At 61.8% G+C, this 25430-nt stretch carries 31 protein-coding genes, 2 tRNA genes and 1 pseudogene; 8 read left to right on the forward strand and 26 right to left on the reverse strand.

What is annotated here, in order from left to right; genetic code table 11:
* The 6 genes from GJ654_RS19675 to GJ654_RS19700 all read right to left on the reverse strand — a co-directional run.
* The coding region (locus tag GJ654_RS19675) for a light-harvesting protein (RefSeq protein ID WP_155447887.1) at positions 1-173 on the reverse strand (173 nt) is incomplete at its 3' end.
* A 12-nt stretch (positions 174-185) separates the two neighbouring features.
* Positions 186-314, reverse strand: a complete 129-nt coding sequence (locus GJ654_RS19680; protein ID WP_155447888.1) for a light-harvesting protein — start codon at positions 312-314, stop codon at positions 186-188.
* A 297-nt stretch (positions 315-611) separates the two neighbouring features.
* Entirely contained in the window at positions 612-794 is a 183-nt protein-coding gene (locus GJ654_RS19685; RefSeq protein ID WP_155447889.1) for a light-harvesting protein, read from the reverse strand.
* Between the two features lie 12 nt (positions 795-806).
* Positions 807-938, reverse strand: coding sequence for a light-harvesting protein (locus tag GJ654_RS19690; protein ID WP_155447890.1), 132 nt, complete (start codon positions 936-938; stop codon positions 807-809).
* Between the two features lie 297 nt (positions 939-1235).
* Entirely contained in the window at positions 1236-1421 is a 186-nt protein-coding gene (locus GJ654_RS19695) for a light-harvesting protein (protein ID WP_155447891.1), read from the reverse strand.
* Positions 1422-1433: 12 nt separating this feature from the next.
* Entirely contained in the window at positions 1434-1574 is a 141-nt protein-coding gene (locus GJ654_RS19700) for a light-harvesting protein (RefSeq protein ID WP_246664835.1), read from the reverse strand.
* Between the two features lie 751 nt (positions 1575-2325).
* Here GJ654_RS19700 and GJ654_RS19705 point away from each other — a divergent pair.
* Entirely contained in the window at positions 2326-3201 is an 876-nt protein-coding gene (locus GJ654_RS19705) for a hypothetical protein (RefSeq protein WP_155447893.1), read from the forward strand.
* Positions 3202-3257: 56 nt separating this feature from the next.
* On the opposite strand, the gene GJ654_RS19710 is transcribed toward GJ654_RS19705, so the two are convergent.
* Positions 3258-4193 carry an NAD(P)H-binding protein gene (locus tag GJ654_RS19710; protein ID WP_281406420.1) on the reverse strand — a complete coding sequence of 312 codons (936 nt, stop codon included), beginning with the start codon at positions 4191-4193 and terminating at the stop codon, positions 3258-3260.
* 220 nt (positions 4194-4413) lie between these two features.
* On the opposite strand from GJ654_RS19710, the gene purM reads away from it, so the two are divergent.
* From purM to GJ654_RS19725, 3 genes are read left to right on the forward strand one after another with little or no spacing between them, the layout of a single operon-like run.
* The gene (purM, locus tag GJ654_RS19715; protein ID WP_155447895.1) at positions 4414-5487 is read left to right on the forward strand and encodes a phosphoribosylformylglycinamidine cyclo-ligase; all 1074 of its coding nucleotides are present in this window, start codon (positions 4414-4416) and stop codon (positions 5485-5487) included.
* Positions 5484-6134: a phosphoribosylglycinamide formyltransferase gene (purN, locus tag GJ654_RS19720; RefSeq protein ID WP_264586293.1), complete on the forward strand. Its 651-nt coding sequence runs from the start codon at positions 5484-5486 to the stop codon at positions 6132-6134. Before purM ends, purN begins: the two co-directional genes overlap by 4 nt.
* Positions 6103-6318, forward strand: coding sequence for a hypothetical protein (locus tag GJ654_RS19725; protein WP_155447896.1), 216 nt, complete (start codon positions 6103-6105; stop codon positions 6316-6318). The genes purN and GJ654_RS19725 overlap by 32 nt, the downstream gene beginning before the upstream one ends.
* A gap of 129 nt (positions 6319-6447) precedes the next feature.
* Here GJ654_RS19725 and GJ654_RS19730 read toward each other — a convergent pair.
* The 3 genes and pseudogenes from GJ654_RS19730 to folE form a co-directional block, all read right to left on the reverse strand.
* Positions 6448-6567, reverse strand: a pseudogene (locus GJ654_RS19730) (hypothetical protein); the annotation flags it as partial.
* A 159-nt stretch (positions 6568-6726) separates the two neighbouring features.
* A complete protein-coding gene (locus tag GJ654_RS19735) occupies positions 6727-7155 on the reverse strand; it encodes a BLUF domain-containing protein (protein WP_155447897.1) in 429 nt (142 codons plus the stop codon).
* A 7-nt stretch (positions 7156-7162) separates the two neighbouring features.
* Positions 7163-7867 carry a GTP cyclohydrolase I gene (gene folE, locus GJ654_RS19740; RefSeq protein WP_264586294.1) on the reverse strand — a complete coding sequence of 235 codons (705 nt, stop codon included), beginning with the start codon at positions 7865-7867 and terminating at the stop codon, positions 7163-7165.
* A gap of 399 nt (positions 7868-8266) precedes the next feature.
* Between folE and GJ654_RS19745 the strand changes: the two genes are divergently transcribed.
* The gene (locus GJ654_RS19745; protein ID WP_246664836.1) at positions 8267-9226 is read left to right on the forward strand and encodes a HamA C-terminal domain-containing protein; all 960 of its coding nucleotides are present in this window, start codon (positions 8267-8269) and stop codon (positions 9224-9226) included.
* On the forward strand, positions 9223-11352 hold the full coding sequence (locus GJ654_RS19750; RefSeq protein WP_246664837.1) for a DEAD/DEAH box helicase: 2130 nt from the start codon (positions 9223-9225) through the stop codon (positions 11350-11352). The genes GJ654_RS19745 and GJ654_RS19750 overlap by 4 nt, the downstream gene beginning before the upstream one ends.
* A gap of 388 nt (positions 11353-11740) precedes the next feature.
* Here GJ654_RS19750 and GJ654_RS19755 read toward each other — a convergent pair whose 3' ends face one another.
* The 13 genes from GJ654_RS19755 to GJ654_RS19815 form a co-directional block, all read right to left on the reverse strand.
* Positions 11741-13633 carry a methyl-accepting chemotaxis protein gene (locus GJ654_RS19755; RefSeq protein WP_196305633.1) on the reverse strand — a complete coding sequence of 631 codons (1893 nt, stop codon included), beginning with the start codon at positions 13631-13633 and terminating at the stop codon, positions 11741-11743.
* A 249-nt stretch (positions 13634-13882) separates the two neighbouring features.
* Positions 13883-14239: a septal ring lytic transglycosylase RlpA family protein gene (locus GJ654_RS19760; RefSeq protein ID WP_155447899.1), complete on the reverse strand. Its 357-nt coding sequence runs from the start codon at positions 14237-14239 to the stop codon at positions 13883-13885.
* Positions 14240-14590: 351 nt separating this feature from the next.
* A complete protein-coding gene (gene ndk, locus GJ654_RS19765) occupies positions 14591-15013 on the reverse strand; it encodes a nucleoside-diphosphate kinase (RefSeq protein WP_155447900.1) in 423 nt (140 codons plus the stop codon).
* 68 nt (positions 15014-15081) lie between these two features.
* Positions 15082-16191: an amino acid ABC transporter permease gene (locus GJ654_RS19770; protein WP_155447901.1), complete on the reverse strand. Its 1110-nt coding sequence runs from the start codon at positions 16189-16191 to the stop codon at positions 15082-15084.
* A 169-nt stretch (positions 16192-16360) separates the two neighbouring features.
* Positions 16361-17308, reverse strand: coding sequence for an amino acid ABC transporter permease (locus GJ654_RS19775; protein WP_196305634.1), 948 nt, complete (start codon positions 17306-17308; stop codon positions 16361-16363).
* Complete coding sequence (locus tag GJ654_RS19780; RefSeq protein ID WP_155447903.1) at positions 17308-18318, reverse strand: amino acid ABC transporter substrate-binding protein; 1011 nt, start codon at positions 18316-18318, stop codon at positions 17308-17310. Before GJ654_RS19780 ends, GJ654_RS19775 begins: the two co-directional genes overlap by 1 nt.
* A 508-nt stretch (positions 18319-18826) precedes the next feature.
* A complete protein-coding gene (locus GJ654_RS19785) occupies positions 18827-19291 on the reverse strand; it encodes a GNAT family N-acetyltransferase (protein WP_246664838.1) in 465 nt (154 codons plus the stop codon).
* A 53-nt stretch (positions 19292-19344) separates the two neighbouring features.
* On the reverse strand, positions 19345-19686 hold the full coding sequence (locus GJ654_RS21615) for a DUF1778 domain-containing protein (protein ID WP_155447918.1): 342 nt from the start codon (positions 19684-19686) through the stop codon (positions 19345-19347).
* A gap of 227 nt (positions 19687-19913) precedes the next feature.
* A tRNA-Pro gene (locus GJ654_RS19795) sits at positions 19914-19990 on the reverse strand.
* Positions 19991-20044: 54 nt separating this feature from the next.
* The gene (locus GJ654_RS19800; protein WP_155447905.1) at positions 20045-20521 is read right to left on the reverse strand and encodes a DUF192 domain-containing protein; all 477 of its coding nucleotides are present in this window, start codon (positions 20519-20521) and stop codon (positions 20045-20047) included.
* A gap of 33 nt (positions 20522-20554) precedes the next feature.
* Positions 20555-21166 carry a cold-shock protein gene (locus GJ654_RS19805; protein ID WP_155447906.1) on the reverse strand — a complete coding sequence of 204 codons (612 nt, stop codon included), beginning with the start codon at positions 21164-21166 and terminating at the stop codon, positions 20555-20557.
* A gap of 128 nt (positions 21167-21294) precedes the next feature.
* Positions 21295-22437 carry a hypothetical protein gene (locus GJ654_RS19810; RefSeq protein WP_155447907.1) on the reverse strand — a complete coding sequence of 381 codons (1143 nt, stop codon included), beginning with the start codon at positions 22435-22437 and terminating at the stop codon, positions 21295-21297.
* A 9-nt stretch (positions 22438-22446) separates the two neighbouring features.
* A complete protein-coding gene (locus tag GJ654_RS19815) occupies positions 22447-23688 on the reverse strand; it encodes an OmpA family protein (protein ID WP_196305635.1) in 1242 nt (413 codons plus the stop codon).
* 217 nt (positions 23689-23905) lie between these two features.
* Between GJ654_RS19815 and GJ654_RS19820 the strand changes: the two genes are divergently transcribed.
* Positions 23906-23999: transfer RNA gene (locus GJ654_RS19820), tRNA-Ser, on the forward strand.
* Between the two features lie 375 nt (positions 24000-24374).
* Positions 24375-24596, forward strand: coding sequence for a hypothetical protein (locus GJ654_RS19825; RefSeq protein WP_155447909.1), 222 nt, complete (start codon positions 24375-24377; stop codon positions 24594-24596).
* 80 nt (positions 24597-24676) lie between these two features.
* Here the strand turns inward: GJ654_RS19825 and GJ654_RS19830 are convergent, their stop codons facing one another.
* From GJ654_RS19830 to GJ654_RS19840, 3 genes are read right to left on the reverse strand one after another with little or no spacing between them, the layout of a single operon-like run.
* Positions 24677-24898, reverse strand: coding sequence for a hypothetical protein (locus tag GJ654_RS19830; protein WP_155447910.1), 222 nt, complete (start codon positions 24896-24898; stop codon positions 24677-24679).
* Between the two features lie 32 nt (positions 24899-24930).
* Entirely contained in the window at positions 24931-25080 is a 150-nt protein-coding gene (locus GJ654_RS19835) for a hypothetical protein (RefSeq protein ID WP_155447911.1), read from the reverse strand.
* On the reverse strand, positions 25067-25351 hold the full coding sequence (locus GJ654_RS19840) for a hypothetical protein (RefSeq protein ID WP_155447912.1): 285 nt from the start codon (positions 25349-25351) through the stop codon (positions 25067-25069). Before GJ654_RS19840 ends, GJ654_RS19835 begins: the two co-directional genes overlap by 14 nt.
* Positions 25352-25430: the final 79 nt, after the last annotated feature.

Below are 25430 nucleotides of genomic sequence, written 5' to 3' on the forward strand. Positions count from 1 at the left end.
GTGGTCTCGATGGCCGCAGCCTTCTTCACGCCACCCTGCCAGTAGGCCGGGAACCAGGTGGTGTTCGACAGGATCGCGAGGTGCACGAGCACGGCGATGATGGTCACGGAGCCGAGCATCAGCGGGAGGCCAACGGCCGGGTCAACGACGGTCCAGATCTTGCCTTGGTTCATGATCGAAGCTCCTTAGTGCAGCCAGGGGGTCGCGGAGAACGCGAGGAAATGGGCGACCAGCGCGAGGCCCATGAACACCCGGGTGCCATCGATCACGTACTTGTGCAGTTCTTCGGATTGCTCCGGATTCAGCGTAGCCATTGTCCACCTCAATATAGGTCTTCGCCACTTTTGTTGCCGCGCGCGGGTCGCACGCGATATCTCACCAGTGGCTTTATGACCTGCCGGGCCGGCGGATATTCGCCGGTCTGCAGGTGGACGCGACTATAACTTGACAGACGCCGGCGTCAATACCGAATTACATTTTTTTAATGTCGGCGAAAGGACGGCGCAACCTCGCGCTCGACGCCACAAAAAAAGAAACCGGCCGACGCCCTCGGGCGCCGACCGGCGAGATTGCAGCTCTCAACAAACGTCAGATGACGTTATCGAAGAAGCTCAGCCGAGAACGGTGGTCTCGATCGCCGCAACCTTCTTGCCACCCTGCCAATAGGCCTTGAACCAGGTGGTGTTGTTCAGGAGCGCGAGATGCACGAGGATCGCGATGACGGTCACGGAGCCGAGCATCAGCGGGAGGCCAATCGACGGGGAGACGACGGTCCAGATCTTGCCTTGGTTCATTGTCGGAGCTCCTTAGTGCAGCCAGGGGGTCGCGGAGAACGCGAGGAAATGCGCGACCAGCGCGAGGCCCAGGAACACCCGGGTGCCGTCGATGACGTACTTGTGCAGTTCTTCGGATTGCTCCGCGGTAAGCGTACCAGCCATTGTCCACCTCTATAGATCACCACAATTTTTTCTGGCGCGAACGCGCCCGATTTTTCGCCTGTGGCTCAGCGACCGACATGAACTCGCGAACAAGCGCCAGTGCAGAAGGTGGAGTCACTATAGCTTGACAGTTCTGGCTGTCAATATCGAATGACATTTTTTTAATGTGCGCGCAAAGATCGCCGCCCCGGGCGTCAAAACGCCTGTTCGGGAACAAAAAACCGGCCGGCGTCTCAGCGACGCCGGCCGGCGAATTCCTAGCACTCATCCAACGTCAGACGACGTTGCTGAAGAAGCTCAGCCGAGAACGGTGGTCTCGATCGCCGCAGCCTTCTTCACGCCACCCTGCCAGTAGGCCGGGAACCAGGTGGTGTGCGAAATCAGAGCGAGGTGCACGAGCACCGCGATGATGGTGACGGTGCCGAGCATCAGCGGGAGGCCAATCGACGGATTGACGACGGTCCAGATCTTGCCTTGGTTCATAACCGGAGCTCCTTAGTGCAGCCAGGGGGTCGCGGAGAACGCGAGGAAATGCGCGACCAGCGCGAGGCCCATGAACACGCGGGTGCCGTCGATCACGTACTTGTGCAGTTCTTCGGATTGCTCCGGGGTAAGCGTAGCCATTGTCCACCTCATTGTTTGAGCCAATCTTGTCCTCGCGCCAAGCACGAAGTCCCTGTGCCTATAGCTCAACGGCTCTGCATCAAGCGACGATATCGCCGAGCAGCAGGTAGGCGTCACTATAGCTTGACATCCGGCCACGTCAAGCGCGCATGACTTTTTTTTAATGTTCGCCGTAATGTTTTCGCCTCCGGGCCGAACGCCGCGCCTTGCAGACTTCCCCTGGGCCAAACGCGAGCGACCGGCATCTCATTGACGCCGGCCGTTAATTTGAAAGTTCACTTGCCCGGCTCCGTTGACCGACACGCTTCCCGGCAAAGCGGCCGCCAGATCCAGCGCGCAATCCAGCGCGGCGGCCTTCCTCGATCCGCCCCGGGCGCAGGCCGGGACCCGAACCTCTCCTGTCCGCCACTCTTGATTCACCCGCCAAGCCATAGGAAATTGTCTCGTAACTGTTGGGATCAAGCCACAGAGGACGGCGGAGCCTGTCGAGCCTGGCTTTTCTTTATTCTGGCTTGCTCCCGAGCCACAACCGCGAGGAAAGGCATTCCTTATATTCCCGCTTTATCAGATGGATAATATCCACCGGCGCAAGTTGGCGCAGGTTGCGCTTTCGTGCTAAATCGCCAAGCAAGTCCGCGTGGGTGTCCAAGACGGGAGGCGGGTCCGCGCGACGGAATGACCCAAACGTCCGCGCTGCATGCATTTTCTCGACGCTTACTCGCCAACGCCTGATGCGAATTTCCGAACTGAAGGAAGAAGAACCATGCCCACGATCATCACGCGACTTTTTGCCGCAGAAGAGCAAGCCCTCGCCGCCGTCGACGCGGTGAAGCACAAGTTCGCGGACCGCGAGATCAACCTGGTCACCCCCGCAAGCGCCGAGAGCCCCGACCTCGAAGCCCTGATCGTCAAGGGCGGCGTCAAGCCGGAGCACGCGCCCGCCTATGCCGAGGCCGTGCGCCAGGGCAATTTCGTGCTGACGCTCAGGACCTCCTGGGGCATAGCCAAGGACGTCGTCGCCCGCCTGGGCGACCATGAGCCGCTCGCCCCGATCGTCGCCGAGACCGAGCACACCTCCTACGTCACCCCCGGCGAGGACAACCCGGCGCCCTTCTCGGCGCTGCTGGGCCTGCCGGTTCTGGAGGAATTCAAGTCCAACATCGAGCTCGTCGATCACCCGGCGCCGCTCTCGGACCTGCTGAAGCTGCCGGTGCTGTCCAACATCGGGCCGTTCTCGACCCTGATTCATCTCGGGCCGTTCTCGGGCCTGATCAACAATCCGACCCCGCTGTCGAGCGCGCTGAGGCTGCCGGTGCTGGTGGACTTTCAGGCGATGGCCCGCAACTCAAAACCCTGGGCGACCCTGCTCCACATCGGGCCGTTTTCGACCCTGCTCAACATCGGACCGTTCTCGGGCCTGATCAACAATCCGACCCCGCTGTCGAGCGCGCTGAGGCTGCCGGTGCTGATCGAGATTCCGTCGGTCAGCCGCGACGCCAAGCCCTGGTCGTCCCTGCTCCACATCGGGCCGTTCTCGAGCCTGCTCAACATCGGGCCGTTCTCGACCCTGATCGACAATCCGACGCCGCTGTCGAGCGCGCTGAAGCTGCCGGTGCTGCTGAACGCGAAGAAAAAGTAAGGCGGCGCGACCGCTGTTTTCGGCTCGCCGGGTCCGTCCCGGCGAGCCTTTTGTTTTTAGAAGACCGCGTGGTCGCCCCGGTCCGGGGCGGCGGCGCCCGCGATCACCGCGGCGTAGAAATCAAACAGGGTGTCGTTGCCCGTCGCGGGTGTGCCTTCCGCGTCATAGCGGCCGGTTTCGGGATTGAGCCAGAGCATCGATTCGGTGGCGTAGTAGCGGCCGATTCGCGCGAATTCCGCCTTGTCGGCGAGGCGCGACGACAGCGGCGCCAGCACGCTCAGCGCGCCGATGATGACATCCATCAGCGCGACCGGGACCTTCTGGAATTTTGGCTCGCGGTTCAAAAGCTTGAACAGGACCTCGCCCTGCTGGCGCGGCGTGATCGCCTCGCCCGGTCCGCCGATGGGCAGAATGCGGTTCCAGCGCGACTCATCCTCCAGGCATTCCGCGAGATAGGCGCCGAGGTCGTCGTCGCTGATCGGCTTGCAGGCGGTGAGGGTTCCGTCGCCGAAAATCAGGAACGGCTTTCCGTTGCGCACGCGATCGATCTGGCCGGACAGGGATTTGAAGAAGGCGGTGGGGCGCACGATCGAATAGGTCAGCCCCGACTCGATCAGCGCCTGTTCGAAGGCCAGCTTGGCGCGCTGGAATTCCAGCAGCGGTTTTTGCACGCAAATCGCCGAGAGCTGGACGAATTTTTCGACGCCCGCCTGCTTGGCGGCCGCCAGGAGGTTGATGTGCGCCTGATGGTCGATGGCCCAGGCGTCTTTCGGCGCGCCGGTGCGCGAGGCCATGCAGGAGACGACGGCGTCGAATCGCTCATTTCGAAAACCGTCGCGCGCCAGCGCGGCGGGGTCGGAAAAATCGACGAAGCGCGCGCCCTCCGGCGCGGCGCGGTCGGCGCGCCGGCGCAGGAAGCTGACCACCTCATAGCCGCGCGTCGCCAGCGCGCGCGCCGTCGCCTGGCCGATCGTGCCGGTCGCCCCCGCCAGGCACACTTTTTTGGCGCGCGCCCCTTGGGTGATTGTGTCGCTCATTTCCTCTCCTCCAACGCGCCCCAGTTAACAGCCGCGTTCGCGCCGCCGCAAGGCGCGCTCGCTTGCCAGCCCCGCCCCGAGCGGCTAGAGCAAGGATCAACAAGGCGACCGCCGATTTTTCGCGTCAATGTCGCGGAACTCAGGGACAGTGGAGGCGGCGCGCAAGAGGAGCCTCATGACGCAACCCGGCGACAAGCCCCAAGGATTGACTTATGCGCAAGCCGGCGTCGACATCGACGCGGGAGCGCGCATGGTCGAGCTGATCAAGCCGCTGGTGCGCGCCACGCGGCGGCGCGGCGCCGATGCGGAAATCGGCGGCTTCGGCGGGCTGTTCGACCTGAAGGCGGCCGGGTTTTCCGATCCGATCCTGGTGGCCGCCAATGACGGCGTCGGCACCAAGGTCAAGATCGCCATCGAATCAGGCATTCACGACACGGTCGGCATCGACCTCGTCGCCATGTGCGTCAACGATCTCGTCGTGCAAGGCGCCGAGCCCTTGTTCTTCCTCGATTATTACGCCACCGGCCATCTGGAGCCGGAAACCGGCGCGCAGATCGTCAAAGGCATTGCTGCGGGCTGCCTGGAAGCCGGCGCGGCGCTGATCGGCGGCGAAACCGCCGAAATGCCCGGCCTCTACAGCGGCGGCGACTATGACCTCGCCGGATTCGCGGTGGGCGCCGCCGAACGCGGCGACCTTTTGCCGCGCGCAAATATTTGCGAGGGCGACGTGATTTTTGGGCTGCGCGCGTCCGGCGTGCATTCCAACGGTTATTCGCTGGTTCGAAAGATCGTGGAGCGCGCGGGACTCGGCTGGGACGCCCCTGCCCCCTTCGCGCCCGGCAAGACACTCGCCCAGGCGCTGCTGGAGCCGACCCGGATTTATGTCAAACCGCTGTTGCAGGCGCTGCGCCAGACCTCAGCGATCAAGGCTTTGGCCCACATCACCGGCGGCGGCTATCCGGAAAATGTGCCGCGCGTGCTGCCCAAGGGGCTCGGCGCGAAAATCGACCTGTCCGCCATTCCGGTCTTGCCGGTGTTCCGCTGGCTGGCGGAACAGGGCGGCGTCGCCGAGCGGGAAATGCTGCGCACGTTCAATTGCGGCGTCGGCATGATCGTGATTGGCGAATCCGCCAAGGCCGTGGAGATCGAGGAGGCGCTGCGCGCTTCGGGCGAGGATCCGGTGCGGATCGGTTCCGTGATTCCGGCGGGCGACGAGCGCGTGGTTTACGAGGGAAAGCTCGCCCTGTGAGCCGCAAACGCACCGCCATTCTGATTTCCGGGCGCGGCTCCAACATGCGCTCGCTGGTCGCCGCCGCAAGGGACCAAAATTTTCCGGCTGAGATCGCGCTGGTCCTGTCGAATGTCGGCGACGCCGCCGGGCTTGAATTCGCCAGCGGCGAAGGCATCGCCACCAAGGTGGTGGAGCACAAGACTTTTGCCGGACGCGAGCCGTTCGAGCGCGCCATGCAGGCCGTGCTGGAGGCGCAGGGAATCGAACTCGTCTGCCTCGCCGGCTTTATGCGGCTGCTGTCGCCGTGGTTCGTGGAGCAATGGCGCGGCCGGATGCTGAACATCCACCCGGCCCTGCTGCCCTCCTATCGCGGGTTGCACACCCATGAGCGGGCTTTGGCCGATGGCGTGAAGATTCACGGGGCGACCGTGCATTTTGTTGTGCCGGAGATGGATGCGGGGCCGATCATCGCCCAGGCCGCCGTCGCCGTGCGCGGCGACGACACGGCCGAAACCTTGGGCGCCCGGGTGCTGGAGCAGGAGCACCGGATTTATCCGCGCGCGCTGGCGCTGGCGGCGTCGGGCGCGGCGGTCGTCGAGGGCGGGCGCGTGGCGATCGCCGGAGAGCCGGCGGTTGGCGCGGCGCTGGTGTCGCCGGCGGTTTAGAGCATTTTCAAGCGAAGCGGAGGCCGGTTCGCGTGAAAAAATGCGTCAAAACAAGACTCTTGAGCTTTTTCATGTTTCCATGAAACGTGAAAAACTCTCGGCGCCCGCGTGGCGCCGAGAGTTTTTGCAGCTGTTTGCCGACGACGCGGAAAAATGGCGCGACGGGATGAGCGTATTCGCCTGAACACGCGCGCGTCGGCTTGATTGAAACGCGCCTATTCGGTTAACGCGGACACCCACTCCACGTAGAGAGGCCGCGCGCTCGGGCGAAGGCGGGAAGCCGACCTTCGCGAGCAGCGCCGGGAACGCCGGCTCAGCGCCATAAGCGGGAATTCCGGTTGTGGCGCCCCGGGATTTCTATGAAGGTCACGCGCCCGCGGCGATCGAGGCGGCGCATAAGAGCGATCTCCCGCGCGCACAGCGGACAGGCTCCGTCGTACCAGACGGTGACGCGTCTCGCATTCGATGGGGCGGGAGGCTGGTCGCATCACACGGTTTCCGGAAGATCGCTTCGCGATCCGCGAAAACGAAATCGCACGGAAATCCTCCAGGCGAAGGGCGGATTTCCGCGCGAGTGGAATACGATTTCCGTTCACTCGCCGCGCGAGGTGATCGCCGCCGTGGCGACCAATTCGGTCAGAAGGGACAAGGTCGCCTGACCAGAACAATCGAACGGGTTGAATTCGGCCCTGCGGAAATATTTCAGCAGAACGGAGGGATTGAGCCGATCGATATTGATCTGCCCCATGGTCCAATTGCCGAACTGCCGCTCGCTGATTTCCTCGTAGATCAGCAGGCGCACCTGTTCGTGCCGCTCGTCGCGGACGATGGCATTGTAAATTTCGCAGACCTCGTCGCGCCCTCCTTCCAGGACTTGGACGAAAAGATTGTTGGAGACGCAAAGCAGGCCGGTCAGACCCAGAGCGGGATTGTTCTTCCGCGCCTGATGAAGAATGCTGTCCAGGGCGCGGGTGTCGCAGGAGGCGGATGGGCGGCTAGCATAGAGACAACGAACGAGCATCTGGCACTCACGGCTTCAGGTTCAGCAAAGACAGGAATTCTGCGCGCAAGGTGTGGTCCTTGAGAAACGAGCCACGCATGACGCTGTTGAGCATTTTGGTCTTGTCGTCCTTCACGCCCCGCCATTGCATGCAGAAATGGTCGGCCTCCATGACGACCGCGAGGCCGTCGGGCTGAACCTTATCCATGAGCAGATTGGCCATCTGGGCGATCGCCTCCTCCTGAATCTGCGGGCGCGACATGACCCATTCGGCCAAGCGCGAATATTTCGACAAGCCGATGAGATTGGAATGCTCGTTGGGCATCAACCCGATCCACAGCCGCCCCATGATCGGGCAGAAATGATGGCTGCAGGCGCTCCGCACCGTGATCGGGCCGACGATCATAAGTTCGTTGAGCAATTCGGCATTGGGGAATTCAGTGACCGGCGGCGCCTTCATGTACCGGCCGCGAAAAACCTCGGTCAGATACATTTTGGCCACGCGTCGCGCCGTCTCTCGCGTGTTGTGATCGCTCTCGGTGTCGATCACGAGGCTTTCCAGAACGCCCTTGAATTTGCTTTCTACCTCGTCGAGAAGCGCCTCCAGTTCGCCCGGCTCCAGAAAGGCCGAAATATTGTCGTTGGCGTTGAACCTCTTCTTGGCGTCGACGAGCCGCCGTCTGACTCGCGCGGAGACAGGCTCATCGGGGGCTGGGGCATCCGGGCGTTCCACTTATTCTCTCTTCCCTTCCGCCCCGCATCGAGGCTCCGACCTTTGATTGGGCGCGATTCCAAGGATGTTGCGCGCCTCTTTGGATCTATCGACGCGAGCGCGTTCAATGACTGGACGCTTGATGTGTACGGAACGGGCCGCGCTGTGGCACAGTCCGCCAACCGTCAAGATCCCGCCAGTCGTGGGGGCCTCGTACCGCTTATAACATAGATGAGAGCCGCCTGGCCGCGCCACAATGGTTTTACGCGCTGGTCGGCGCCCGCCTCCGCAGCAGTCTGCGGGCGGTGACTCGGGCGCTTGAATTTAGTTCATGCCCGCTATCGCCGCTTATTTTTACACAATCAGCAACCGCGCGGAGGCCAATCCCAAGACCGCTATCTAGGCAGGAGCGGAGGCAATATGTACCATACGCGCATTGCCTCGGAGATGTCGGGATCCATGTCTGGTCCATTTGAGATTTTAGTTGATGACACGCTTGCCGGAATTACCTCGCTTTCCCAGCTTACAGGCCTGGTCAACAAACACGTTCTGAGCTTGGTCAACGATTTCGAGGACACTCACTGGCGTTACCTGAAATTCCAAAACTACTTGTGGGATAATATCGCCGAAACCGCCCTTTCGGCGAGGGAGCGGTCCGCTCTTGTCAATCAGAACCACAGCAGCCTTGTCGCAGCCGCCCAGAACCTCAGATTGACGGACAAGGATGAGATCGGACAGGGCAGCGAAATCGCCGAAGTTTTTCTATACGGTCTGATGCGACACCATTTCGGCGCACTGCCCGTTGTTCCGAAAATTTTCTACAAGCAAAATGTTCAAGATAACGCCAAGGGGGCAGACAGCGTCCACATAGTCGTAGACGGTGACGATTTTACACTATGGTTTGGTGAAGCAAAATTCTACAGCTCTATTGTCGATGCCCGCCTCGATTCAATCGTCACTTCAGTAATGAACTCTCTATCTACAGAAAAGCTAAAAAAAGAGAACGCTATAATAACGAGTGTAACTGACCTTGATGATCTGAACATTGAGACGAACCTTCGCAACAGGATCAAGGCGGCTCTTAGTAACAGAGAGTCGATCGATAATTTGAAATCAAAAATTCACATTCCGATCCTGCTGTTGCATGAATGTTCAACAACGGCCGGCGCAACAGAGATATCTCAAGCCTATAAATCCGAGATTTCGACCTTTCATAAGGAGCGCGCTGAAGCATATTTTCTCAAGCAACTCGCCAAATCCGGCACAATTCATAAATACGATGATTTGACGTTTAATATAATTTTATTTCCCGTCCCAAGCAAGAAAAATATCGTTAAAACGTTCGTCGAAGCGGTCAGTTACTTTAAGGGACCAAAATGATGGACATTTTTGCAATTTGCTATGAGATCAACCAACTTTTGCTAGTTAAAAACGATTTAGCGGCCAGAAATTTGTTGATTAGATTGTTAGCAGACCTTGATCGCGCCGGAACTGCATACCCGCAAGTCGTAAATCACATGATCCGAGCAACAGGACTTTTTCCATATTTGCAACTCGATAACGCCTCATGGGATCAAAAATATGTGTATCAAGCGTTCGAAGTCGATGTTGGCCGTCGGGTGGCGACATTGCACCGCGAGCAATCCAGCGTTCTCTCCAAACTGTTAGACGGCAAAAATATAGCGGTCAGCGCTCCTACCAGCTTCGGCAAGAGCTTTATCATCGACGCATTCATCGCGGCCAAGCATCCCAATAATGTCGTAATCATCGTTCCAACAATCGCGCTGATGGACGAGACGCGGCGACGGTTATTCAAGAAATTTTCTGACCAATACACAATCATAACAGCACCGGATACGCGCCTTGGAAACAAGAATATATTCATTTTCCCGCAGGAACGAGCGTTTGGCTATCTGTCTACCTTTAATGTAATCGACCTGCTTGTGATCGACGAGTTTTACAAAGCAAGCCAAGAGCACGACCGTGAGCGCGCACCATCCCTTATCAAGGCAATCCTGAAGTTATCAAAAAAAGCGAAGCAGAGATATTATCTCGCACCGAACATCAAGAAACTCGGTGATAACGCTTTTACCCGCGATATGGAGTTTATGGAGCTTCTAGACTTCAATACAGTGTACCTAAACATTCAAGAGCCATATAAGGAAATTTCCGGCGATGCTGCTAAAAAGGATAACAAATTAATTGAGATTATATCCCCAAGAACACAGAAATCTCTAATTTACGCAGGCACTTACTCCGAAATCAATAAAATTGCGGACCTCGTCATAGAAAGAATTCCTCCAGTAACCCGTCTCTACACGAATCATTTCTCCAGATGGTTGAGGAAAAATTATCAATCTGACTGGGTTTTGGCCGACTTGGTTGATCGTGCCATTGGCGTCCACAACGGCAGCATGCACAGATGCCTGAGTCAACTGCAGGTGCGACTTTTTGAGTATGAAGACGGATTCGATAGCATCATATCCACGTCTTCAATTATTGAGGGCGTCAACACCTCCGCACAAAACGTGATCATATGGCGCAGTAAATTGGGGAGAAACAACCTCAAAGATTTCACATATAAGAACATTATTGGTCGTGGAGGCCGAATGTTCAAGTATTTTGTAGGCAACATATACCTTCTGGATGCACCACCCAAGTCCGAGGACACTCAACTCGAAATCGAGTTCCCGGACGAAATACTCGGTACGCTTGATGAGGATCACGATACAGATCAACTTGAAGAACACCAAATTGAGCGCATCATAGAATACCGCGAGTTGATGTCGTTGATTGTCGGCGATAACAATCTGGCGCGCATTAAGCGGGAGAACCTTCTTCAGAGCAGCGATGCCGATTTTCTGCTTCGTCTAGCTACGGACATGAAAGACCATCCGGAAGAGTGGCGCGGGTTTGCTTACCTTAATTCCAGCAACCCAAATCATTGGGATAACACCCTTTACAAAGTTCTTAAGCTTAAACCGGGCGGGTGGGATGCATCATGGAGCACGCTTGTATCCGTCGTCAAGGCCATCGCGCATAATTGGGATCGCGATCTGTCCCAGGTGATCTCTTCACTAAAAACAGATGGTATAAACATTGACGAATTCTTTAAATTGGAACGAAATGTCACATTCAAGCTGTCCACCCTTTTGGGTGATGCAAACGAACTTTATAAGCTTATAATCAATCCTTCAGTCGATATCTCCACCTTCGTTGGAAAGCTAAGCCGAGCTTTTCTGCCAACTGCAGTGTATCATCTTGAGGAATACGGGCTACCGCGCATGATATCAAAAAAAATCAATGCAGCGGGTTTGATCGATTTCCAAGACCCGAACATGGACCTTTCACGAGCACTTGAGCGATTTAAATACCTCGGAAAGAATGAGGTACTGGCGATAGAGACGCTTGATCCTTTCGACCGCTACGTCGTGAAGTTTTTCTTTGATGGGATCACGGCTGACGAGCTCATTGAGACCGACAACTCGGAAGGCGGGAGCGCCTGACGTTCGGACAGACGCGATTTGATTGACGAGAGTCAAGCAGCACGATGCGCAGAAATTCTATCTCAGGTTGTACTTCGCTGTGAAAATTCTGCGAATTCGCGTGATTTTCGTGCGGTTTTGCGCAAATTTCCGTGTGTTTTCGCGCGATTTTCACCTGTTCGCGTCGCAGGTTGTGATCGCGGGCGTTGGCGAGGGGTTGAGGAATTGCGCTAAATAACAGTTGTTTGGCCACGTTTCACGTGGAACATTACGTGAACAGTTTGGCCTTTCGCCATTTTCGGGCGGTTTTCACTTTCTTGTCTGACGGGCGTGGGCCGCCCTCGTGCTTCGAGACGGCGGCTCCGCCGCCTCCTCAGCATGAGGGCTCATGAAAGAGTTGGCGCGCGCCTCACTCGATCCGGCGCAGTTTCGAAATGTCCTGGTGGATTTCGCTTGCCGCTACGCGCTGGCTCGCTACGGCGTCGGCGAGGCCGGCCAATGTCCGGTCGATCAGGCCGGATTGCGAAAACAGGCTTTCCACCTGCTCGATGGTGGCGCGATAACGCTTTTCCTCGGCTTCAAACCGTTCGCGCGTGCCATCGATGATGGCGCCGAGCTGGGTCAGCGACTGCTCCATGCCGGCGATCGACCCTTGGGTCTGCGCCAGCGTCGATTTGGTGTCGGTGGCGAGTTTTTTGACCTCCGAGGCCACCACGGAAAATCCGCGCCCCGCCTCGCCGGCGCGCGCCGCCTCGATGGTGGCGTTGAGGGCGAGGAGGTTTGTTTGTCCCGCGATGGCGTCGATCACCCGGAGCACGCCGCGCAGGCCGGACATCGATTCCGCGAGCGTCTTGAACTGGACGGACAATTGCGCGGAATTGCCGTCGTCGGAAAAATCCGTTTTCGCGGAGGCGAAAATCGCGCCGCGCACGCGCTCCATCGCCTCGCGCATCTCCGAGGTTTTTTCCAGCGCGATCTCGATTTCCTTGACGAATTCGAGCTGGCTGGCCATGCGGCCGATGATGCCGGAGCGAAACGTGTTGAGCATGCGCGCCTGCTTGAGCGCGCAGGTGGTGAAATAGTTGACGAAGCGGGCGTAGTGGATCGGGAAAGCGTCGAGAAAATCGTCGCGGTGGCCGGGCTGGTCCTCGAAAAAGACGATGGCGCTCAGGGTTTCGTTGATGTTGATGCCGAACAGCTCGCCGAAGGTGGAAAAGCCGGCGGCGGGGGCGCGCCAGAGGTCGTCGAGCGCGGCGAGGCTGGAGGCGTTGTTGAGGCGGCGCAGGATGCAATCGTTGAGGATGAGCCCGAGCGGCGCGGATTTGCCGCGCAAAAAGGCCTCGTAGTCGGCGCGCGTTTGACCCGCGAAATCGTTGGCCTTGAGCAGCAGCAGCTCGTCGCCGGGGTGGACGTCGCAGTAGAAATTGACCGCGCCGGTCTGGTGATCGAAGCCTGAGACCGAGCGGACGAAAAGTTCGCCATCGACTTCGACGCCAAATGTGTGTCCGGCGAGTTTTGCCGGCACATCCGCCGGTTTGACGGAAAAATGCGCCGCGAGCACCTGAAGGAAGGGGGCGACATCCAGGCCGTTGGCGGTGAGCGCGCCGCGCGCCACGCGGGCGTCTGCGTCGGCGTCGAGGATGGTAAAACTTTTTCCGGTGCGGGTGAAATTCTGCGTCTTGAACACGCCGTAGCGGCGGCCCGGCGCCAAGCGGACGAAGGCGATCACCGCATGGCCGTGCAGGGTCTGGCCACCGTCGAACAGCGACGTTTCCTTGAAATCGAACTTGCCGCCGGCGGAGCCGCCGACGAACAGGCAGGGGAAGCGCCCGGAGCGATAGACCGCCTCCATCAGCACATCCTCGGCGCCGGAGACGCCATCGACCAGGGTCAGCGCGAACACCCGCTCCGCCTCGATGCGGAACGGCGGCGCGACATGGGCGAGATCGGCGGCGATGCGCTCGACCCGTTTGGCGCGCGGGCCCTCCTTGTGCAGGGCGACCTTGTGGATGGAGACCGCCTCGATCAGGTCGGGCGGGAAAATTTGCAGGGTGAGGCTCGACCAGCGCTCGCCCGTCGGCTTATAGAGCGGGCCCGCGTCCGAGCACAATTCGCCGGCGGTGGAGACCGCGATCAGCGGCGTCGAGCCCGCGAGAGATTTGAGACGCGCCGCCACATGGGCGAAATCGACGTGCGGCGAGATGAAGGCCAGCGCCAGGGCGGCGGGGCGCCCGGAACAGCTGAAATCGTCGGACGAGAGCCCGGCGAGCGACGCGTCGCACGCTTTGACGCGCGCCGACATTGCGGTTTCCGTGGCGTCCGCGGGCGCGGCAGACGGAGTCCGAGCAAGCATGTTTATCCTCCACGACGGCGCGCGGTCCGGCTGATCTCAGCCGGCCGCCTTTTATGGCCGCCCCCGTGGAGCATAATGAACAAGCTTGCGCTGGGCTGTCGACGGCCCAACGGCCGCACGTCGTCCCGCCTCGTCGCGCGGGGGCGACGGGGTGCGCTTTTCGTGATTTGGGGAGGAAACGCGCTAAACGGGCGCCTGTCAGAGCGTCGAGAGGCGCACGGGGGCGACGCCACGGCCGCGCATGCCCAGGACGCCCGCGGCGCCCGAGGAAACGTCAATGACGCGGCCGCGCACGAAGGGGCCGCGGTCGTTGATGGTGACGACGGTCGAACGGCCATTCGTGAGATTGGTGACCATGACCTTCGTGCCGAAGGGCAGCGTGCGATGCGCCGCGGTGTGGCCGCCGACGTGACCGCCGCTCGCGGTCCTGCCGCGACCGGAATAATAGGATGCCTTGCCTGACCAGGTCTGCGCCTGGGCGTTCGCCTGCGGGGCGAGGGAGGCGGAGGTGAAAACAATTCCAACGGAGAGTGTGCGGATCAGAATGCTCTTCAATGCATCAGCCTTTCGCTGTTGACGATGAGAGCGTTATCCCCAGAGAATATGGCCCGAAGAAGACCCGATTTTTTGTCCTATACTGAGACACATCGTCACATGATTTTATTCTTTAGCCTGACACCTCATAGGAAGCTTTCATCAAATAAGCGTGGCGGCGACTTCTATACTTCTTCTTCACAAAAACGTCATCATAGCTGGAGCGGCCATGTATTCGCGGCGCTGACGAATCAGCCAAAGGCGCGCGTTTGGCTCGCTGAAGTATGGCGGAAATGAGTCAATAATCGCTGGTTTCGCCAAAAAAAAGGGCCGGACTTGCGTCCGACCCTTTGTCGCATCCTGAAAACTGGATCAGCCGACGATCTCGTTGCCGGCGAACCATTGCGCGATTTCCTGCGCGGCGGTTTCCGGCGCGTCCGAGCCGTGAACCGAGTTTTCGCCCATGTTCAGCGCGAAATCCTTGCGGATCGTGCCGGCGTCGGCCTTCTCCGGATTGGTCGCGCCCATCACTTCGCGGTAGCGCGCGATGGCGTTCTCGCCTTCGAGCACCTGCACCACCACCGGCGCCGCCGACATCTGCTCGACCAGCTCGCCGAAGAAGGGGCGCGCGCTGTGCACGGCGTAAAACGTCTCGGCCTGGGCGCGGGTCATGTGGACGCGCTTCTGAGCGACAATGCGCAGGCCGGCGGCCTCGATCTTGGCGTTGATGGCGCCGGTGAGGTTGCGACGGGTCGCGTCGGGCTTGATGATGGAAAACGTGCGTTCGAGAGCCATTTGGGCGCTTCCTTTGCTGGGGAAATGGGCTGCGGCGCTTATAGACGCCGCGCCCTGCGAAGCGCAAGCTACCGCTTCGCCGCCGCAAGCCGGTTTTCCAGCCCGCGCGCATAGGTCGACATCGCCAGGCAGAAGGTCAGATAGAACAGCGCGGCGAAAATATAGCCGGTGAGCGCGATGGTGGGCCCCGCCCAGACCGGATCGAGACGCGCCACGTCGATGGCGTGAAGGAAGTCGAACAGGCCGACGATGGCGACCAGGGTCGTGTCCTTGAACAGGGCGACGAAATTGTTGACGATGCCCGGCACCACCGCGCCAAGGGCCTGCGGCAGCACGATCAGCTTTAGCGACTGCCAGCGCGAAAAACCGAGCGCGGCCGCCGCCTCCCCCTGCCCGCGCGGCACGGCGGCGAGCCCGCCGCGCACCACTTCCGCCATATAGGCTGAGGCGAACAGCGCGATGCCGAACATGGGGCGCAGCAGGCGGTCGGGCGCCCAGTCTGGGGGCAGGAACAGCGGCAGCAGGACGTTGGCCATGAACAGCACCGCGATCAGCGGCGCGCCGCGCACGAATTCGATGGTCGCCACGGACAACCAGCGCAGCGCCGGAAGTTCCGAGCGCCGCCCCATCGCCAGAGCCACGCCGCCCGGCAGCGCCGCCGCCATGCCGGCCAGCGCCATGATCAGCGACACCAGCGCCCCGCCCCACAGATTTGTGCCGACCACGGGCAGGCCGAGCGCGGGCGCGCCATGGAGCAGGACAAAGCCGATGATGGGAAGGCCAAGGAAGAAGCCGCCGAGCGCGATCCCCTTGCCCGGAATTTTTGGGTGCAGCAGCCAGACGATCAGCGCCGCCGCGAGCGCAAAGGTGAGGTTCACGCGCCAATAGAAGGCGGGCGGGTAGGCGCCGTAAAAAAAGAACGGCGATTTCGCGGCGATAAAGGCCCAGCACGCCCCGGCGCCCGGCGCGCGGCAGGCGGCGCCGTCGGGCGCGCTCCAGATGGCGTCGATGAACAGGTAGCGGATCGCCGGCGGCAGGACCAAGGCCGCGAGCGCCAGCAGGAGCACGGTGATCGCCGTCGCGCGCGCGTCGCCAAACAGTTTGGAGCGCCACCCCGGGGCGCGCATGGGCGGCGGCGGTTGCGGCGGTAAAAAATTGGCCCGGAGGAAATCGGTCATCGGCGCGTCCGCTGATGCGTGGACCGCCCTCGTCCTTCGAGACAGCCGCTTCGCGGCTTCCTCAGGATGAGGGCTGCTGTTGCAGGGACGCTCTCAATAGCCTTCATGCTGGGCAGCGACCGCAGGTCGCGTCTCGAAGCACGAGGGCGGTCCAGGAAGGCATGGCCGCTCATTTCGCCCCCCAGTCCGACTTCTTCTCGATACGCCGCATCAGGGCCAGCGTCAGCATGGACAAGCCGAGATAGAGCGCCATGTCGATCCCGATGGTCTGCAAGGCCGCGCCGGTCTGGTTCAGAATCGTTCCCGACACCTGCATCAGGTCGGCGAAGCCGATGAAGGCGGCGAGCGACGAATTTTTGGTGAGCGCAAGATACTGGCTGATCAGCGGCGGCAGCGCCACGCGCAGGGCTTGCGGCATGACGACAAGCCGCCGCGTTTGCGCCGGCGAAAGCCCCAGCGCCTGGGCCGCCTCGCCCTGCCCGCGCGGGACCGCCTGGACGCCGGCGCGCAAAATTTCGGCGATGTAGGCGGCGGTGTAGAACGTCAGGCCAAAAATCAGCGCCGCCGCTTCCGGCGACAGTCTTAGGCCGCCCTCGACATTAAAAGCGTTGCGGGCGGCGTCGAAACTTGGCCAGCCCAGGCCGGGAAACGGGAAATAGAGGCCGCGATTGTTGAGCAGCACGCCGCCGAGAGACAGCGACTGCTCCGGTTGCGGCAAGGGCGTCAGCAGCACGATGTACCAGAACAGCAGGTGCAGCAGCAGCGGGATGTTGCGCAGCGTCTCGACATAAAGGGCGGCGAGCCGCGACAGCCCCCAATGCGCCGACAGCCTTGCAAAACCGACGGCGAAGCCGACCACGGTCGCCAGGACCGACGCGACCGCCGAGACAATGAGCGTGTTGAGCACGCCGACCAGCAAAGCGCGCGCGTAAGTGTCGAGCGGCGAAAACGGGATGACGCTCTGGTTCAATCCGAAGCCGGCGGTCTGCCAGAGGAAGGCGAAGGAGGTCGGGATGTGGCGCGCTTCGAGATTCCTGGCGGCGTTAAGCGCCGCCGCGATGAACAGGGCGGCGACAATCACAAGCAGCAGCGCCTGGAGCGCGATCCGCCGGTTCATCAGCGCACCGGCGGGGCGTAGTGCAGGCCGCCGTCGCGCCATTGGGCGTTGAGCCCGCGCGGAATCTTCAGCGGCGAGCCCTGCCCCAGATTGCGCTCGAAAATCTCGCCGTAATTGCCGACCGCCTTGACGATGCGCACCACCCAATCCTTGGGCAGGCCGAGGCCGGCGCCGAAATCATTGTCGGCGCCGAGCAGGCGGCGGATTTCCGGCGTATCGGATTGCCGCAAGCGTTCCACATTGGCGGCGGTCACCCCCAGCTCCTCGGCGTCAAGCAGGGCGAAATGCGTCCATTTCACCAGATTGAACCAGCGATCGTCGCCCTGGCGCACCACGGGGCCGAACGGCTCCTTCGAAATGGTTTCGCCAAGGATTTCGTGCTCGCCGGGCGCCGAGAGCTTGAGGCGCTGCGCGTAGAGCGCCGAGCCGTCCGTGGTGTAGGCGTCGCAGCGCCCACTCTCATAGGCTTTGAGCGCTTCGTCGCCGCCGGTGAAGACCACCGTTTCCGCGGATATGCCCAATTTTCGAAAGGTGTCGGCGAGGTTGAGTTCGGTGGTCGTGCCCTGCTGCACGCAAATGCTGGCGCCCTTGAGGTCGCGCACGCTTTTCAAATTGCGCGCCTTGCGGACCATAAAGGCCTGACCGTCGAAATAGTTGACGCCGGCGAACAACAACCCCTGCCCCGCCTCACGCGATTGCGTCCAGGTGGTGTTGCGCGACAAAAGGTCGATTTCGCCCGATTGCAGCGCGGTGAAACGGTCCTTGCCCGACAAGGGGGTGAATCGCACTTTTTGCGGGTCGTCGAAAATCGCGGCGGCCACGGCGCGGCAGTAATCGATGTCGAATCCGCGCCACTCCCCGCGATTGTCGGGCAGACCAAAGCCGGCGAGGCCCGTATTGACCCCGCAGACAAGGGCGCCGCGCGCCAAAACGTCGTCGAGCGTGCCAGCGCGGGCGGACAGGCCGAGCAAAAGCGAAAAAGCGATGACGCGAACGAGCAAGGCGCGCAAGTCTCCGGGAGCCGATCCTGTTCCGAGCCTATGCGTTGCGCCGCCTTTTGCAAAGCCGCGGCGACGCCGGGCCTTGCCCGATGCGCGCCTTGCAGGGCGAACTATCCGGTGGGAGACGCGGAGCCGGAGGATTTTTGTGCGCGAAATTCGCAAAGAGTGGTTGGTCCTGGCCCTCGCTTGTGTCTGCGCCGCATCCGTCCGCGCGCAACCGATTTCTGGGGATCGCTGGGGCTGGAACCCTTGTCGCCACCCTATCCCCCCGCCTGCGTCGGCACGGCCGGTCCGGCGGAGGCCGCCGGCCTGCGCCAAGGAGGTGAAAATCTATATCGCCACTGTCGCCGCCTACCGCGCCTGCCAGGTGCGAAAAGTGGAAAGGACGATTTCGGAAGCCAACGATGTTTCGAGCGCGTTCCGATGCCGGACCAAGAAGAGAGATTGCCAGCTTTCCAAGAGCGCCGATTGAAGATTGCTGGTCGGGGCAGCAGGATTCGAACCTGCGACCTAACCGTTAGCTGAACGCTGCGACGATCGTCTCGATGGGGAGGAACAACGTGCGGCTGTCGTCCGGGTATTCGATAAACTCAGCGCAGCGTAAATAGAAGCGCTTGGCCTTCTCATCCTTCGCATGGACCATCACTGCTCCGATCCCGATGCTCTGCGAGGCGAGCGCAATCCGGCGCAGGGCATCGGAAAGAATGGCGGAGCCAAGCCCCTTGCCCGCATGATCCCTGCTGACGGCGAGCCGCCCGATCACCGAAACCGGGATCGTCTCTGGCGCATTGCGACGCACCTTGCCGGGCGCGGCGGCGCGCTCCACAGCCCCGGCCGCGATACAGAAATAGGCGACGACTCTGCGGCCATCGCAAACGACATAGGTCCGAGAGAAACGGCTTTCATTTTTCAAAGCCCGTTCCCGCAACCAGTCGTTCAATGCCGGTTCGCCGCAGTCGAAGCTGGAAAGGTCGTGCTCCATAGTCAGGGGCGCTGGAGCAGAGAGCGACGGTCCCGAAGGCCCCGCCTCGGCGCCTATTTTTGCCATGCCGGCGCTCGGCGCAACAGAGACCGCAACTTCGGACCCGGCGCGGGCGGATTGTCGAGAGCGTTCATGAACGCATCGAAACGTTCGGCATCGAGCATGAACAGGCGCTGGTCGAGCAATACGTCGATCGCCTGCCGCCGGGAGGTCTCGATCATGAACTCGGTGCGCGTTTTGCCAAGCAGCGCCGCTGCGTCGTCTATGAGCTGCCGGGTATCCGCCTCGATCCGAAGATTAATGCTTCCCTTCGCATGACCTGCATGGCGCTCCACGACCGTTGTGATCGTTGGCTCCCGAATTCCGGACGGCGGACGACGGCTCAGCTTGGACATGGAAAGAAAATGGATATCCGTATGGACATTGTCAATACGGATCGACGAAAATCGAATTTCGTTCGTTCTGAAAGCAGTGGCCGCCTTTGGATCGAGGACAGCGGACGCAATCGAGAACAGGCAGACCAGAGCAACTCGTGAGTCTTCGGCCGATTGCTTCCCCAACGCTACCCAAAAGCCGCGCTGGCCGCTATGGCTGCGCCAAAAATCATAGCCAAGCCTGTTATTGGTCGGGGCAGCAGGATTCGAACCTGCGACCTGTAGTACCCAAAACTACCGCGCTACCAGGCTGCGCTATACCCCGATGTGCGTTCCGCTAGCATGCGCGGCGGTTGGCGGCAAGCCGGGCCGCGCCCGCTCAGCGCGCGAACATCTTGTGCTTGACCACGTCTCCAACCTTCAGCCCGAGTTTTTGAGCCACGCCGGCGTTGACCTCCAGCACGGCGAAGGTCGGCCCGTTCGAAGAAATGATCGCCTGCGACAATGGCTCGGTGTTCTCCTCGATATGGGTCACCTTGCCGTCGCGGCTGATGAAGATCATGTCGAGCGGAATATAGGTGTTCTTCATCCACATCAGGATCGTTTCCGACCGGCCGAAGTCGAACAGCATGCCCCGGTTTTCCGGCAGGAAACGGCGATACATCAGGCCACGCTCGCGCGTGGCCGGGTCGCGGGCCACCTCCACGTCCAAAGTCCGCGGTCCGCCCGACGTCTCGACAATCAGGGGCTCGGTGACTGTCTCGCCCGCCTCCAGCGCACGGGCCGGAGACAAAAACGGCGACGGCGCCAAGGGCAGGCCGAGCAGCGCCAGCACAACGCAGACACCCAAACGCATATCAAAACTCCTCCCCGACCTCCGCCAAAACCCTCAGTGGGCGCTCGGCAGGCGGGTCTCCAGCGGCCGCACTTCGGTCGCCATCATGCCCTTGGGACCAGCGCCGAAGCGCGCCAGCAGCGAATCGCCCGGCTTGAGGTCGGCGATGCCATAGCGGCGCAACGTCTCCATATGGACAAAAATGTCCTGGGTGCCGTCGCCACGCGTCAAAAAACCAAAACCCTTGACGCGATTGAACCATTTGACGACGACGATTTCATAGCTGCCGACCGATTCCACGTCCGCGTGGGTGCGCGCCATCGGCAGTTGCGCCGGATGCACGGCGGTGGACTCGTCCATCGTCAGGACGCGGAACACCTGAAGGCCGCGCGAGCGGTTCTGCGCCTGGCACACCACCTGCGCCCCTTCGGGCGCGCTCTGAAAGCCGTCCCGACGCAACACGGTGACGTGAAGAAGAACATCGGCGAGGCCGTTGTCCGGCACGACAAAGCCAAACCCCTTGGCCATGTCGAACCATTTTATCCGCCCGCGAATCTCAATGATTTCCGCTGCGGCTTCAGAATTGAAATCAAGTCCCGCGTCACACGCGAGTTCCGCCGGTTCTTTGGTCCCCAATGAACCTGCTCCCAAACTAATGCACGACATCATTGGCATCGGGTTCAATCCCGAATCGCCGACTCGTTAACTGAGAATCACAGCAAGGAACATAGCATCGGCCAGATTCCGGCAAAGTCGATTTTTCTGGCCGCCCACAGCCACGCACATGATTTTGATCAGACAGGCTGCTGCGCGGGCGACGCCAGGGCGCGGGCCAAGGCGCGGGCCTGTCCGATCCAGTCCTCGCGCTCCGGCGCGCCGGGCGTGGCGAGATAGGCCCCGATCCAGCGCGCGTTCTCCTCAGACCAGCAGGCGATCTGCCGCAAGGTCCACACGCCGAGCCCGTTGAGCCGCGCCGCGGTCTCGGCGTCCACGCCCAACAGGCGCGTCAGATCGTCCTTTTCGCCGAGTGGCGGCTCCGAAAAACCGGCCGGTCGCGATCCCGCATAAAGACCGTCCCCCGCGCCGGGCGCGGCGGGCTGCGGCAGGGTTTTCAGCCAGGCGGCGCGTTCATCTTCATCGGGCGACTCCGGCTGTTCGCCCCTGAGCACGGCGCGCGCGTGGTCGGTGAGCGCGCCGACGGCGAGCAGGCGCGCCTGCGCCGGCCAGTCTTGTGGCGAAGCCGGCGATTTCTCGCCAATTCTTTCGGAGACCCAGGCGATCTGCTCCGGCCCCCACGCGGCGATCTGGGAAAAACGCCAGACCCCGATCTCGCGCAATTTTTGGCGCAGCGCCGCGTCCACCCCGCGGATCAGGCGCAGATCGTCCTCCTCCTGCGGGCGCGCCATCGGCTGGGGACGGCCGCGACCGGCGTCCTCGGTCGCCTCATGTTCGGGCTGCGCGTGCGAGGCGGGAGCGGCTTCTCCGGCCGGCGCTTCCGCCTGCCCCGGCTGCGGGGCCTCCATCAGCTTCAGGAACGCCTGCGCGACCGCGCCCGCAGCCGCCACAGCCGCCGCCTCGTGGATCGGCGGCGCGCAGACGGGCGCGGCGGGCGACAGCAACTCTTGCAACCTCCGTTTCGCCGCCGGCGCGGAGGCGCCCGCGCCGATCACGAAAGGCGCGGCCAGCGCCGCGCCGACCAGGCAGCCGACGCCATAGGCCGCGACCGCCAGCACGCCGGTGTCCAGCCACAGGCCGGCGCGGCCGGGAACGATGTGCGCGAGAGCGGCCATGGCGGCCAGGGCGAACAGCGTCAAACCGCCCGCGAGCCAAGCGCCGCCGCTCTTTTCATCGCCGCGCGGCGCGAACAAGGCGGCGGCGACGCCGAGCGCGAAAGCCGCCAGCCACCAGAGATACAGGGTCTGAGACAGGTAGGTCATGGCGCGCCCCTATTTCAGATTGAATTCGATGCGGCGATTTCGGGCGCGGTTCGCGTCGTTGACATTGGCGACCAGCGGCCGCGTCTCGCCGTAGCCAACCGCCGTCAGCCGGTGCGGCGCGACGCCGACGGCCACGAGATAGACGAGCACCGATTCCGCTCGCCGCTTTGAAAGCTCCAGATTCGCGCTGACGAGGCCAATATCGTCGCTATGCCCGGCGATCTCGAAATCGACGTCGGGACAGCGCTTCGCCTCCTCCGCCACGGCGTCGAGCGTGCGCGCCGACTCCGGGTCGAGCAACGCGCTGCGTAGGGGGAAGACAATGGGCGCGTCCTTGACCAGCGCAGCCATGCGCGCCTGGCATGCGCGCGCGTCCAGACGCGCCGATCTCGCGGTCCTGTCGACAGGCGGAGCGACAGGCGGCGCGACGCGCGGCGCGGCGGCGGCGATTTTGGCTGGCGGCCCCGCGATCCGGGCGGTCACGGAATAACCGGAATGCCGCACGCCTTCGAGGCGCGCGCGAATGTCGTCCGCGGCCTCGGCGCCGCCCGCCTCTCCGCTCAGGCGGACGCTGCAATCATGCAGATCCAGCGCGCCCGAACGCAGCCGCGCCAACTGGGCGAGGCCCGCCAGCGCCGCATCGAGGAAACCGGAGGGCGCGCCGCCAGCGGGTTTGAGCTGGTCGACCAGTTCACGCCCCGAAAAAGCCTTCGCCGCCGCCGCGACAATTTTCGAATGCGCGTCCTCGTCCGGATAAAAGCCGCTGAGCGCGACCTTGTCGCCGAATTTTTCGACATGGAACAGATAGGGCGCCGCGACCGGATGGGCGATGGCGTCCGCGGCGGGCGCCGTCTTTTCCGCGGGCTTGGGAGGAAGGGGCTTTGCGGCCGGCGGCGCGTCAACCGTCTTCGGTTCGGTCATGGCCGAAGCGGGCTTGTCCGGCCGCGCCGCCGCGACCTCAGGCTTTGGCGCAGGCAGCGCCGACAGCGCATCCGCCGCAACGCGGCCACCCGTCGCCGCCACGCTGGCGACCGCCGCGGCGCGCGCCGAATCAGCGATTCCGCCCTTGAGGGTCACGTCGCGCCCCTCCACATGCGGGTGCGCGCCCACCGCCCCGAGCGCGTCGAGGGCGCGTTGCGCGCGCTCCTTCAGCTCGGCCTCGATCCGAGGGGTCTCCAGCGTGTTGACGCCCAGCCACAAGGCGGCGAGGGGCAGCAGGCCATAGCGCCATTTCCCTGCCTGACCAGCCATGAAAACTCTCCGCGATACGCCGCCCGGCGCGTCCCGCGCCCGGCGCTTGCTCATCGGCGGAACTTAAGCACAAGTTAAACGTGTGGACAGGGGCAATCGCGCCCATCGCGAAAAATGGTCGAAGATTGCGGCGCGCTGACGACCTGAATGCTTGCCAAGCGGCGCGGCGTCGGGCATATGTCTGCACATGGCGGCGGGATTCCCGTTCGCACGCGCTGGAGACGTGGCCGAGAGGCTGAAGGCGGCGGTTTGCTAAACCGTTATAGGGTTGTAAAGCCCTATCGAGGGTTCGAATCCCTCCGTCTCCGCCAGTCAACCCTATTTCCCTAGGGTTTCCGTACTTTTTTAAAATCCTCCCTAGATGCTTCCCTAGAGACGAACGGCGAACAAAGCGGCGTTCGGCTCACGCTCTGCGGAACAAACCGCGCTCGCAATCGTGCGCTCAGACACGACAAACCCCGCGACCGGTTTTCACCGTGCGGGGCCTCTGTTCCTCGGCGGCTGCACATCCGAGCTCGCCTTGGAATTGGAAGCAAGATGGCCTGAGCTTGTGTCGAACTTATGACGCGGCAGATGCAACCCGTGCGCTGGCGGCGGTTTCGCCTTCATGGTGCGACGCAATGATCTAACGCATTGCACAAAAATGCATTCCTCCTATCGTCCGCTCAAAAATGGGAGAGCGAGCGATGGCCAATCCGCAGCAGGAGCCGCGCTGGAAAATCGACTCCAGTGAACATGATGCCCAAGGATTTGTCGCCTGCACCGACAGCGGCGCTATCGTCTGGCGGGGGCCGCTGGACGATCTCGACGCATCCGCGATGCCGAGCTTCGACACGGTCTTTTGTCATGAGGACGATGTTGATCGTGTTCGCCGGTTGATCTCAAAGCCTATTCGGCGCCACGGTTGACCCAAGACAGCCGCTCAGGCCCTGAACCTGCGCCGGCGTCGCCGGAGCAAGAAAGTGGCGCAGATCGGTCATTGCGCTCACTACAGCGAGAGATATTCGATCTCTATTGCCGTTTGCTCGCGCTGGATCAGCAAATCAAGGGAACTGAAGAATTTTCGGCTGGCCTGCGCGCCCCCTTCGAGGATGCGCCGCAATCGGATCGGGCTTGCGACGAATAGAAAACGCCCGCCAGGGACAAGCCGGCGAGCGTCTCGATTCGACGTCGGGAGGAAGTTGAGGAACAGTCCCAACTTTTGCAACATGACCGACGAGGCTTGTGCGGGCCTCGCGGGGGCTATTCCTCGTCCTCCAACTCGCCTTCAAGGTCGGCGTCGCCGTCGATCTCGTCCAGCAGGAGAATCAGCGCCTCGATGGCGTCGGCGATCAGCACGCGCATGGCGGGCGTGAACTCAACGATTTGAGTGAAGTCGTCAGGCTGGCGCATTGCGGTCCCTCCGCTTCTCCTCCTCAAGGTAATAGGCGACGCGAGCGGCGCCGGCGTGGTCAGCAACGGCGCCGGCCAATTCCGCAAGCGCCTGCACGTCACGCGGGTCGTCGGTGTCGTATCTGTCGTCTTTCGATTCCACCGACAGCAGGAGCCAAAGCGCCCGAGCCAAATTGTGGACGGTGGTCAGATGCTCTTCGGTCCTGTCCAGGCTTTTCAGCCGATCAGGCCGCTGGAGGAATTCAGAGGCGGTGGGGCGTGAATCGGTCATTGTGTGATTTTGCATGGAATAAGGACCCCAGCGCTGGGGTGATTTGCATCCAATCGGGACCCCGGGGCTGAGGGTCCAC

The sequence above is a fragment of the Rhodoblastus acidophilus genome, from assembly GCF_009720655.1.
Lineage (GTDB): Bacteria > Pseudomonadota > Alphaproteobacteria > Rhizobiales > Beijerinckiaceae > Rhodoblastus > Rhodoblastus acidophilus_A.